Source organism: Achromobacter sp. RW408 (assembly GCF_003184165.1).
Classification (GTDB): Bacteria; Pseudomonadota; Gammaproteobacteria; order Burkholderiales; family Burkholderiaceae_B; genus Achromobacter; species Achromobacter xylosoxidans.
On record NZ_QHHO01000046.1, the window covers coordinates 1000052 to 1011578 of the forward strand.

Consider the following 11527-nt stretch of genomic DNA (forward strand, 5'->3'; position numbering starts at 1 on the left):
GCCTGGCGCTCGTCTTCCTTCATCTGCTTGAAGGCGTCGGTTTCGTCGATGTTGCGGCGGATATAGATGGCGATCGGCACAATCACCAGGCCGAAGGCGAATGGCAGGCGCCAGGCCCAGGCCGCGATCTGCTCCTGCGTGAAGAATTCGGTGATCAGCGTGCCGCAGGCCGCGCCGATCAGCAGCGCCAGCATCTGCCCGGCCATCTGCCACGAACCGTAGAAACCGCGCTTGCCGTTGGGCGCCATCTCGATCAGCAGGGCGGTCGAGGTGCCGAACTCGCCGCCGGCCGAGAAGCCCTGCAGCAGCCGCGCGATCAGGATGAAGATGGGGGCCAGGATGCCGGCCGCGTGATAGGTGGGCGCCACGGTGATGAGGGCGATGGACACCGCCATCAGCGAGGTCACCAGCACCATGGCCGCCTTGCGGCCCTTCTTGTCGCCATACAGCCCCAGGATGATGCCGCCCACCGGCCGCATGAAGAAGCCGACGCCGAAGATCGCCGTGGTCATCAGGATGGCGTTCAGTTCGCTGCCGGGAACGCTGGGATCGGTCGGAAAGAACAGCTTCGAGATGATCGGCGTCATGAACGCGAACACCAGGAAGTCATACCATTCGAGGGCGTTGCCGATGACTGCCGCCACGATGTTGCGCGTGGGAACTGCTTTGTGCTGCACGGTTTCTCCTTGGGGGCTTGTGCTGTTTCAAGGCCGTCATTCTAGGCCCAGGCGCGGCCCGGGTCCGTTCCCGGGCGCGCGACGCGGACGCGTCCTGGCTTTACACTCTCTCTTTTCCCCAAGAGAGTTGCTACATGAACGCGCGCACCTGGCTGGAGACGCTGGTCGGTTTCGACACCACCAGCCGCAATTCCAATCTTGCCCTCATCGAAACCGTCCGTGACTGGCTCAAGGGCCAGGGCGTCGATGCGTGGCTGGCGCACAACCCCGAGCGCACCAAGGCCAACCTCTTCGCCACCCTGCCGGCCCAGGACGGCAACCAGCAGGGCGGCATCGTCCTGTCGGGCCACACCGACGTGGTGCCGGTGGACGGCCAGGACTGGAGCACGGACCCGTTCAAGCTGGTCGAGAAAGACGGCCTCCTGTACGGCCGCGGCAGCTGCGACATGAAGGGTTTCATTGCCGGCTCGCTGGCGCTGGTGCCGGAATTCCTGGCCATGCCGCGCAAGAAGCCGATCCACCTGGCGTTCTCGTACGACGAAGAGGTCGGCTGCGCCGGCGCGCCGTACATGCTGGCCGACCTGCACGAGCGCGGCATCCGTCCCGAAGGCTGCGTGGTGGGCGAACCCACCGGCATGCAGGTGGTGGTGGCGCACAAGGGCATCAACCTGTTCCGCTGCAAGGTGCACGGCAAGGCGGCGCACTCGTCGCTGACGCCGCGCGGCTGCAACGCCATCGAATACGCCGCCCGCCTGATCTGTCGCATCCGCGATCTGGCCGACAGCTTCAAGGCCAACGGCCCGTACGACCAGTTCTACGATGTGCCGTTCTCGACCATGACCACCAACCAGATCCGTGGCGGCATCGCGGTCAACACCATTCCCGAACTGTGCGAATTCACCTACGAATTCCGCAACCTGCCGGGCATGCAACCCGACCAGATCCAGGCCGAAGTCGAAAAATACGTGCGTGATGAGCTCCTGCCGCGCATGAAGGCCGAATTCGACGGCGCCAGCATCGAGATCGAGACCGGCGCCGCCGCGCCTGCCCTGGAAGCTTCCGAGGAAGCCGCCATCACCCAGCTGGTGCGCGCCCTGACCGAAGACCGCGCCACCCGCAAGGTGGCCTACGGCACCGAGGCCGGCCTGTTCCAGGGCATCGGCATCCCCACCGTGGTGTGCGGCCCCGGCCACATCGAGCAGGCGCACAAGCCCGACGAGTTCGTCGCGCTCGACCAGCTCGCCGCCTGCGAGACCTTCCTGCGCCGCATGGGGCAATCGCTCTGAAGCGCCTGGCCGGGCAGGCCCGGCCCCGGGACGCCCGGTGAGGGGGCAGGGGGCGCGGCCCCCGCCCGCGACCGGCGTCAGGTAAAATGACGGGTTGCAAACCGGATTCACGGGCCGCAGAGGCTGGCCGTGATGCCGGGGGAGATGCTTGGTGAAACCTTACGATTTTCCGGATGCCCAGGGCCATTTCGGCCCTTATGGCGGTGTTTTCGTGGCGGAAACGCTGATGCACGCGCTCGACGAGCTGCGTGCCGCCTATGACCGTTACCGTGTCGATCCCGCCTTCCTGGAAGAGTTCAACTACGAACTCAAGCATTTCGTCGGCCGTCCCAGCCCCGTCTATCACGCCCGCCGCTGGTCCGAACAACTGGGCGGCGCCCAGATCTGGTTCAAGCGCGAAGACCTCAACCACACCGGCGCGCACAAGGTCAACAACTGCATCGGCCAGGCCCTGCTGGCCAAGCGCATGGGCAAGCCGCGCGTCATCGCCGAGACCGGCGCCGGCCAGCACGGCGTCGCCACGGCCACGGTGGCCGCCCGCTACGGCATGGAATGCGTGGTCTACATGGGCAGCGAAGACGTGCGCCGCCAGGCCTCCAACGTCTACCGCATGAAGCTGCTGGGGGCCACGGTGGTGCCCGTCACGTCCGGTTCGCGCACCCTGAAGGACGCGCTCAACGAAGCCATGCGCGACTGGGTCACCAACATCGAGAACACCTTCTACATCATCGGCACGGTGGCGGGCCCCGATCCCTATCCCCGCATGGTGCGCGATTTCCAGACCGTCATCGGCAATGAATGCCTGACGCAGATGCCCGAGGCCATCGGCCGCCAGCCCGACTACGTCGTGGCCGCGGTCGGCGGCGGCTCCAACGCCATGGGCATCTTCCACCCCTACATTCCCTACGAAAACGTGCGCCTGATCGGTGTCGAGGCCGCCGGCGAAGGCATGGACAGCGGCAAGCATGCCGCGTCGCTGGCTGCCGGTCAGGTCGGCGTGCTGCACGGCAACCGCACCTACGTCATGCAGGACGCCGACGGCCAGGTCCAGGAAACCCATTCGGTCTCGGCCGGGCTGGACTACCCCGGCGTCGGCCCCGAGCACGCCTGGCTCAAGGACTCCGGCCGCGCCGAGTACGCCGGCATCACCGACGACGAAGCCCTCAAGGCCTTCCACGATTGCTGCCGCATCGAAGGCATCATGCCGGCGCTGGAGTCGTCCCACGCCATCGCCCAGGCCGTGAAGATGGCCCCCACGCTGCCGCGCGACGCCGTCATCCTGGTCAATCTGTCGGGCCGTGGCGACAAGGACATGCATACCGTCGCCGAACGTGCCGGTATCGAGCTCTAACATGACGACTTCCCGCTCCGATCGTATTGCCGCCGCCTTCGCGCGCACCGCCGAATCCGGCCGCGCCGCGGCGCTCATTCCCTACATCGCCGCCGGTGATCCGTCGCCCGCCACCACCGTCCCGCTGATGCACGCCTTGGTCGAGGCCGGCGCCGACGTCATCGAACTGGGCGTGCCGTTCTCCGATCCCATGGCCGACGGCCCGGTGATCCAGCGCGCCGCCGAGCGCGCCATCGCCCAGGGCATGGGCCTGGGCCGCGTGCTCGACCTGGTGGCCGAGTTCCGCCAGCGCGACACGGCCACCCCGGTCGTGCTGATGGGCTACGCCAACCCGATCGAACGCATGGGCCAGGCCGAATTCGCCCGCCGTGCCGAAGCCGCCGGCGTGGATGGCGTCCTGGTGGTCGACTACCCGCCCGAAGAAGTCGTCGAGTTCGCCGGCACCCTCGGGCGCCACGGCATCGCCCCGATCTTCCTGCTGGCGCCCACCTCCACCGAGGAACGCATCCAGGCCGTGGCCAGGGTGGCCCGCGGCTACGTCTACTATGTCTCGCTCAAGGGCGTGACGGGCGCCGGCTCGCTCAACACCGACGACGTGGCCGAACGCGTGGCGGTGATCCGCCGCCACGTGCGCGATATCCCGGTCGGCGTGGGCTTCGGCATCCGCGATGCCGACAGCGCGCAGCGCGTGGCGCGCGTGGCCGACGCGGTCGTCATCGGCAGCAAACTGATTGAAACCATGGAGCAGGCGGTGGCGAACGTCCCCGCGGCCCAGCAAACCGACGCCGCAGTCGCCGCCGCCAGCGGCTGGCTGCGCACCATCCGGCAGGCGCTGGATCAAGTGAAACGACCGAGCGTGTCGGCCTGAACGGCCCGGCGCGACCTCCTTACGGGATGAACAAACAATGAGCTGGATCGAAAAACTCCTGCCGCCTCGCATCAACAAAACCAGCGACAGCGGCGCCCGCCGCGTGCCCGAAGGCCTGTGGGTGAAATGCCCGTCGTGTGAAACGGTGCTGTACAGCGAAGACCTGGCGGCCAACCTGCACGTCTGCCCCAAGTGCGATCATCACATGCGCATCGGCGCCCGCGCCCGTATCGACTCGCTGCTCGACCTCGAGGGCCGGGTCGAGATCGGCCAGTCGACGCGGTCGGTGGACACGCTGAAATTCAAGGACACGCGCAAGTACCCCGAGCGCCTGGCCGAAGCCGTCAAGCAGACCGGTGAAACCGACGCGCTGGTGGTGGTCAGCGGCTCCATCCGCGGCGTGCCGGCGACGCTGGCGTGCTTCGAGTTCGAGTTCATGGGGGGCTCCATGGGTTCGGTGGTCGGCGAGCGCTTCGCGCGTGGCGCCCAGGCTGCCCTGGACAACAAGACGCCCTTCATCTGTGTCGCCGCTTCCGGTGGCGCGCGCATGCAGGAAAGCCTGCTGTCGCTGATGCAGATGGCCAAGACCAACGCCATGCTCACGCGCCTGTCGGCCGCGGGCCTGCCGTTCATCAGCGTGCTGACCGACCCCACCATGGGCGGCGTGTCCGCCAGCTTCGCCTTCATGGGCGACGTGGTCATCGCCGAACCTAAAGCCCTGATCGGCTTCGCCGGCCCGCGCGTGATCGAGCAGACCGTGCGCGAGAAGCTGCCGGAAGGCTTCCAGCGCGCCGAGTTCCTGCTGCAGAAGGGCGCCATCGACATGGTGGTCGACCGCCGCCAGTTGCGCGAGGAAATCGCACGCCTGCTCGCGCTGCTGACCAACCAGCCGGCCGACGTCGTCACGGCTGCCTGATCCTCCTGCCCGCACCCAGACGCCGCCGCCACGACCGTGCCGGCGGCGTTTTTCATCCACATGCGAGCCGATCCGGAAATGGAATTTTTCGTTCTCCGCGCGGAACAGTGTTTTCCATGATTTGTGTTGCCAGATTGCGACACAGGGCAAGCCTTCTGGTCTGGTTTTTGCTATGTTGCGTAGTGATGAAAAATCTCGTGAATCATGCCGGGATTTTTGCCCCAACAAAAATACGGAGTTGCTCCCAATGCAGTCGACGAAGAAGAAAATGCTTGTCCGCCTCATCGGTTTGGCCCTGGCTGGCGCCGCTACCATCGCCAGCGCGCAGTCGTCCGAAGGTACCCAGGGCGGGGTAAGCCTGCACTACGGCGTGGGAGACCACTACCAGCGCTTCACGCTGAACTACGAAACCCCGTCGGTCTGGACCCACCAGTTCGGCGGCAATTGGGGGCGCCTGGATCTCACGCCTGAACTGGGCGTGTCGTATTGGTGGGCCGATGGCGACCGTTCGCCCAGCAGCGTGTGGCAGCTGAACGCCATCCCGATGTTCCGCTGGTGGACTGGCGAGCGCTTCTACCTCGAAGCCGGTATCGGCGCCACCGTGTTCTCGCGCACCCGCTTCGCCAACGAGAACATCAGCACCGCCTTCCAGTTCGGCGACCACGTCGGCCTGGGCTTCCTGCTGACGCCGAACAACCGCATCGGCCTGCGCTATTCGCACTTTTCCAACGCCAGCATCAAGCGCCCGAACCCGGGCCTGGATACGGTGCAGCTGACCTACACGTACCAGTTCTGATCGCTGCGCGATCCGGCCTGATGAAAAGCCCTCGGTAACGAGGGTTTTTTTTCGGCCTCGCCGGGCCGTGCCGGACGCTTGCGCGGCAAGCGACAGGCAATAAAAAAAGCCCCCATCATTCGATGGGGGCTTTTGCTTGCGGCTTGCCTCAGTGGCGGGTTTCGACCTGAACCAGGGGTTCGTTCGAGACCGGCGCCACCGGCTTGCGCTCGCGGCCCAGGCGGACCGGCGTGTGCGCCGCGGCGATGCGCAGTTGCGTCTGCGCGTGGCGTTCGGGATCGGTCTCCACCCACTGCAGGCCGGCGGCGTTGACCACTTCATGCAGGGCCTGGGCCTTGGCCGAGGGAGCCGTCGCCGGCACCACGATGGGCTGGGCGCTGGTGGGCGCGGCCTGCGCCGGCGCGGCGGCCGGGGCGGGCGTGACCACCGGGGTCGCAGCGGCTTCGGGTTCGGCCGGGGCGGTGGGCGCCGTCGTCACGACGGGTTCGACCACCGGTTCCACCACAGCGGCTTGCACCGGCGCCGCGACGGGCGCGGCCGGCTCGGAAACCTGGCTGGCGGGCTCGACGGCCACCGGAGCGGTCGCCTCGGGCGCGGCAGTCTGGGTGGGCTGCGCGGCCTGCGGCTCGATCGCGGCGGCGGGCGCCTGTTCGGCCTGGACCGGCGCCGGCGCGGCTTCAGCCTGGACGGCTTCGGCTTGTTGCGCGGGAGCCTGAACCGGCGTCGCGGGGACGTCGGCCGCAGGGGCTGCCGCTGCCACCGGGGCGGCTGCTGCCGGCGCGGAGGCGGTCAGGTTCTCGGCCTGTTCGCCGGCGTCGTCTTCGGCGCCGTCTTCCAGCTGCTCGTCGCTGCCAGCCACGCCGGCCTCGTCCGCGCTGCGGCGGCCACGACGGCTGCGGCGGCGGCGACGCTTGCGTTCCGGATCGGCGCCGGCTTCGGCGCCTTCGGCGGCGGGCACGCCCTCGGCGGCCAGTTCGACGGCTTCCGCCGGTTCGGCCTGGGCATCGGCAGGCTGCTTGGCTTCAGGCAGGGCGGTCGCGACCGACTGGGCCAGCGCGGCGACCATGCTTTCCTGTTCGCTCATCGGCGTATCGGCCTGGCCTTCCTCGCGGCGATTGCGGCCACGGCCACGGCGGCGGTTGCGGCCGGCGCCGGCGTCGTCGCCAGCGGCTTCCGGCGCGACATCGGGACGGTTCGAGGCCTGTGCGGCCTGCACTGCCTGGTCGCGTTCGCCACGCTCGTTGCGATTGTTGCGCTCGCCGCGTTCCTGGCGTTCGCCGCGCTCGCCTTCGGGCCGGCGGTTGCCACGGATGTGATGACGGCCGCCTTCGCCGCCCTCGGCGCCTTCCGTGCGCGATTCACCGCGACGGTTGCGATTGCGGTCGGAACCATGGCGTTCGCCGCGGCGTTCCTGGCCGTCATGGGCGCCACGGCCCTTGCCACGTGCCGGCGAGGCGGCGCGCTTGGCGCTGGTCTCTTCCTGGGCAGCGGCGGGCGCGGTCTTGGCGGGCTCGGAATTGCCGGTCAGCCAGCCGAACAGGCGCTTGAGCAGGCCGCCGCCCGATTGCACCGGGGCGGCCGCGGGAGCGGGCGCCGGGGCGGGGGTCGACACGGGCGCCGGCTGCGAGGGCGTGATGCCCTTGACCAGCGCTTCGGGGCGCGCCTTGATCTCGCTTTCGCGCGGCTGCCACGGAGCGTCCGTGGCCGGCGCCTCGACCAGTTCGAAGCTGGTCTTCACTTCTTCCAGGCGCGGATCGTCGTGGCGCAGGCGCTCGATGTGGTGGTGCGGCGTTTCCAGGTGCTTGTTGGGGATCAGCACCAGGTTGACCTTCAGGCGGGCTTCCATCTTGGTGATGTCGGCGCGCTTTTCGTTCAGCAGGTAGGTCGCCACGTCGACCGGCACCTGGGCGTGGACCGCCGCGGTGTTTTCCTTCATGGCTTCTTCCTGCAGCAGGCGCAGGACGTGCAGGGCGCTGGATTCGGCGTCGCGGATCACGCCGGTGCCGTTGCAGCGCGGGCAGGTGATGTGCGAGCCTTCGTTCAGGGCCGGACGCAGGCGCTGGCGCGACAGTTCCATCAGGCCGAAGCGCGAGATCTTGCCCATCTGGACGCGGGCGCGGTCGAAATGGAGGGCGTCACGCAGGCGCTGTTCGACGGCGCGCTGGTTCTTGCTGTCTTCCATGTCGATGAAGTCGATGACGATCAGGCCGCCCAGGTCGCGCAAGCGCAGCTGGCGGGCCACTTCGTCGGCGGCTTCCGAGTTGGTCCGCAGGGCGGTTTCCTCGATGTCGGCGCCGCGGGTCGAGCGGGCCGAGTTGACGTCCACGGACACCAGCGCTTCGGTGTGGTCGATGACGATGGCGCCGCCCGAGGGCAGCTGCACCGTGCGCGAGTAGGCTGTTTCGATCTGGTGTTCGATCTGGAAGCGCGAGAACAGCGGGATGTCGTCGCGGTAGCGCTTCACGCGCTGGACGTTGTCCGGCATCACCACGCTCATGAACGCGGTGGCCTGGTCGGCGATCTCGTCCGTGTCGATCAGGATCTCGCCGATCTCGGGCGAGAAGTAATCGCGGATGGCGCGGATGACCAGGCTGGATTCCAGGTAGATCAGGATGGGCGCGGAGTTGTCGCGCGCGGCGCCGTCGATGGCGGTCCAGAGCTGCAACAGGTACGACAAGTCCCATTGCAGTTCTTCGACGTTGCGGCCGATGCCGGCGGTGCGGGCGATGATGCTCATGCCCTGGGGCAGTTCGAGCTGCTCCATCGTGTCGCGCAGTTCCTGGCGGTCCTCGCCCTCGACGCGGCGCGAAACGCCACCGCCACGGGGGTTGTTGGGCATCAGGACCAGGTAGCGGCCGGCCAGCGAGATGAACGTGGTCAGGGCGGCGCCCTTGTTGCCGCGCTCTTCCTTTTCGACCTGGACGATCAGTTCCTGGCCTTCGCGCAGGGCGTCCTGGATGCGGGCGGTGCGGACGTCGACGCCTTCCTTGAAGAAGCTGCGGGCCACTTCCTTGAAGGGAAGAAAGCCATGGCGGTCTTCGCCGTAGTTGACGAAGCAGGCTTCAAGGCCGGGTTCGATCCGGGTGATGACACCTTTGTAGATGTTGCCTTTGCGTTGTTCGCGGCCGGCAGTCTCGATGTCGAGGTCGATGAGTTTTTGCCCATCGACGATAGCGACGCGTAATTCTTCCTGGTGCGTCGCATTGAACAGCATGCGCTTCATGAGAGGGTTTCTCCGTTGTCATGACGCGCCGATATCGGCGCGTGACCTCGGGCCACTCGGGCTGCGGCTGAAGCGGGCAAGAAGATGCGGACCGTACCTGGGCGGCGCCCAGGCGTATCCGCCGCGGGTCAGGCGGGCACGTCGTGCCGTGGGGCACGGGGTTCTTTCAGCAGGAGGGTCAGCTTCACTGAATGTGGTTTGACGGAAATGTGCTGTGAACGGCAGTTGCGGCCGGATTGGTTGCCGACGCGCAGCTGGTGCTTTAAATATGCGACGATTCTTGCAGTGCTTCAAGCCGCTTGCGGCAGGCAACGGACCTGCTGGGACAGCGGGCAAAATGAATGCCACACCACTATCCGGCAGGGCGCGGTTGCGCCGGCGACCAAATGACCCAGGGGTTGAATGAGCAGGCAGTACAATGGCGGCCCACGCGCTCGACGGAGTTGCGTACTTGAGTTGCATCTCTACGCCAGCGGCTGATTCAGCCCCTTAAGGCTGTCCCGATTATATGTCGCTTTCCGCAATGCGCAAAGAAACTTCCTCCCCTATGGCCACCCCCTCCGTCCGCATGGTGGAAGTGGGCGCCGAGCATGCCGGCCAGCGCCTGGATAATTACCTGATGCGCCTGTGCAAGGGCGTCCCCAAAACCCACATCTACAAGGCCATCCGCGGCGGCGAGGTCCGGGTAAACAAGGGACGCATCTCGGTGGACTATCGGGTCGCGGAAGGCGATATGGTCCGTATTCCGCCGCTGCGGCTGCCCGACCCGGGCAAGCCCAAACCGGTGCCGGCGGCCGAATTTCCGGTGGTGTTCGAGGACGACGCGATGCTGGTGGTGGACAAGCCCGCCGGTGTGGCGGTCCACGGCGGCAGCGGCGTGTCCTTTGGCGTCATCGAGCAACTGCGCGCCGCCCGCCCCGAGGCCAAGTTCCTGGAGCTGGTGCACCGGCTCGACCGCGAAACCTCCGGCCTGCTGATGGTCGCCAAGAAGCGCAGCGCGCTGCTGGCCCTGCACGCCATGCTGCGCGAGGGGCGCAGCGACAAGCACTATTACGCGCTGGTCGAGGGCGACTGGGTCAATGACCGCCAGCACATCAAGCTGTCGCTGTCCAAGTGGACCACCCAGTCGGGCGAGCGCCGCGTCAAGGTCGATCCCGACGGACAGACCGCCCACACCATCATCACGCTCAAGCAGCGCTTCGGCCGCTACAGCCTGGTGGACGCGGAACTGCGCACCGGGCGTACCCACCAGATCCGTGTGCATCTGGCGGCCAGCGGCTTTCCCATCGTGGGCGACGACAAGTACGGCCACGACGAGGTTCGCGCCGAATTCTCGCGCATGGGCTTTGGCCGCATGTTCCTGCATGCCCACCAATTGACCCTGAACCATCCGCTGACGGGCGAGCCGATGACGCTGACGGCCGAACTGCCGCCCGCCTGCCGGAAAATACTGAAACAACTGGAGTCGGTCTGATATGTCGTATTCGCTGGTCGTTTTTGACTGGGACGGAACCCTGATGGATTCCACGCACAGCATCGTGGCCGCCATCCAGGGCGCCTGCCGCGACCTGGAGCTGCCGGTGCCGTCGGCCTCCGACGCCAGCTGGGTGATCGGGCTGTCGCTGGAAAGCGCGCTGCGCCGCGCCGTGCCGCAGCTGACGCAGGCGATGCTGCCGCGCTTTCTCGAGCGCTACCGCACCCACTACCTGCTGCGCGATCCTGAATTGCGCCTTTTCGACGGCATTCCCGAGCTGTTGAACGCGCTGGCCGAGCGCGACGTGCGCCTGGCCGTGGCCACCGGCAAGAGCCGCGTGGGCCTGACGCGCGCCCTGGCCGCGACCGGCCTGGGTCCCATGTTCGACGCCACCCGCACGGCTGACGAAACCTTCAGCAAGCCGCATCCGGCCATGCTGCACGAGTTGATGAGCGAGCTGGACGTCGACCCGGCCCGCGTGGTGATGGTGGGCGACACCTCCCACGACATGCAGATGGCCACCAATGCCGGCGTGCACGGCCTGGGCGTGACCTACGGCGCACACACCCTGAAGGAACTCGAGGGTTGTGGCCCGCAAGCGGTGCTGGAGAGCGTGCCGCTGGTGCGCGACTGGCTGCTCAGCCGAACCCTGACGGCCGCTGCCTGACGGCCGCAGGCGTCCCGTCCCGACGGGAACGCCGGGAGAGCGGGGCGGTCTATTACCGATCGCCGCCGGCTACGCCGGCGGAATATCATGGGGTCGCGAAACGTCCACGGTTTGAGCGGGGCGGCAGCGACGCGACTCGCCGCGCCGGCCCGCAGGAGATTCCCATGTTGATACGCAAGCCCGATGACATCGTTCCGTCCGAGATCACGACCGAAGCGGTCTGGCGGTCGCGCCGCGACCTGATCCTGCGCGCCGGCGTGACGGCGGCG

The 11527-nt window shown here is 67.4% G+C and carries 9 protein-coding genes; 7 read left to right on the plus strand and 2 right to left on the minus strand.

Translation table 11 applies throughout. The features are described 5' to 3' along the window. Positions 1–677, minus strand: a 677-nt coding sequence (locus tag DK459_RS14670; protein ID WP_146221901.1) for an MFS transporter, incomplete at its 3' end; no start/stop codon positions are given. A gap of 134 nt (positions 678–811) precedes the next feature. Here DK459_RS14670 and argE point away from each other — a divergent pair. From argE to DK459_RS14695, 5 genes are all read left to right on the plus strand, one after another. Further along, a complete protein-coding gene (argE, locus tag DK459_RS14675) occupies positions 812–1963 on the plus strand; it encodes an acetylornithine deacetylase (RefSeq protein ID WP_006389269.1) in 1152 nt (383 codons plus the stop codon). 151 nt (positions 1964–2114) lie between these two features. Then, on the plus strand, positions 2115–3314 hold the full coding sequence (gene trpB, locus DK459_RS14680; RefSeq protein WP_024068098.1) for a tryptophan synthase subunit beta: 1200 nt from the start codon (positions 2115–2117) through the stop codon (positions 3312–3314). Position 3315: 1 nt separating this feature from the next. Beyond that, entirely contained in the window at positions 3316–4182 is an 867-nt protein-coding gene (gene trpA / locus DK459_RS14685) for a tryptophan synthase subunit alpha (protein ID WP_006389271.1), read from the plus strand. A 37-nt stretch (positions 4183–4219) separates the two neighbouring features. After that, the gene (gene accD, locus DK459_RS14690; RefSeq protein ID WP_006389272.1) at positions 4220–5098 is read left to right on the plus strand and encodes an acetyl-CoA carboxylase, carboxyltransferase subunit beta; all 879 of its coding nucleotides are present in this window, start codon (positions 4220–4222) and stop codon (positions 5096–5098) included. Between the two features lie 247 nt (positions 5099–5345). After that, positions 5346–5894 (plus strand): acyloxyacyl hydrolase, encoded by a 549-nt coding sequence (locus DK459_RS14695; RefSeq protein WP_006389273.1) that lies wholly within the window; start codon positions 5346–5348, stop codon positions 5892–5894. Positions 5895–6042: 148 nt separating this feature from the next. Here DK459_RS14695 and DK459_RS14700 read toward each other — a convergent pair whose 3' ends face one another. Beyond that, on the minus strand, positions 6043–9117 hold the full coding sequence (locus DK459_RS14700; RefSeq protein ID WP_110134833.1) for an Rne/Rng family ribonuclease: 3075 nt from the start codon (positions 9115–9117) through the stop codon (positions 6043–6045). 508 nt (positions 9118–9625) lie between these two features. On the opposite strand from DK459_RS14700, the gene DK459_RS14705 reads away from it, so the two are divergent. Together DK459_RS14705 and DK459_RS14710 are read left to right on the plus strand one after the other, a co-directional pair. After that, on the plus strand, positions 9626–10591 hold the full coding sequence (locus DK459_RS14705) for an RluA family pseudouridine synthase (protein WP_100505113.1): 966 nt from the start codon (positions 9626–9628) through the stop codon (positions 10589–10591). A gap of 1 nt (position 10592) precedes the next feature. Then, positions 10593–11258, plus strand: coding sequence for an HAD family hydrolase (locus DK459_RS14710; RefSeq protein WP_020924704.1), 666 nt, complete (start codon positions 10593–10595; stop codon positions 11256–11258). The last annotated feature ends 269 nt before the right edge of the window (positions 11259–11527 follow it).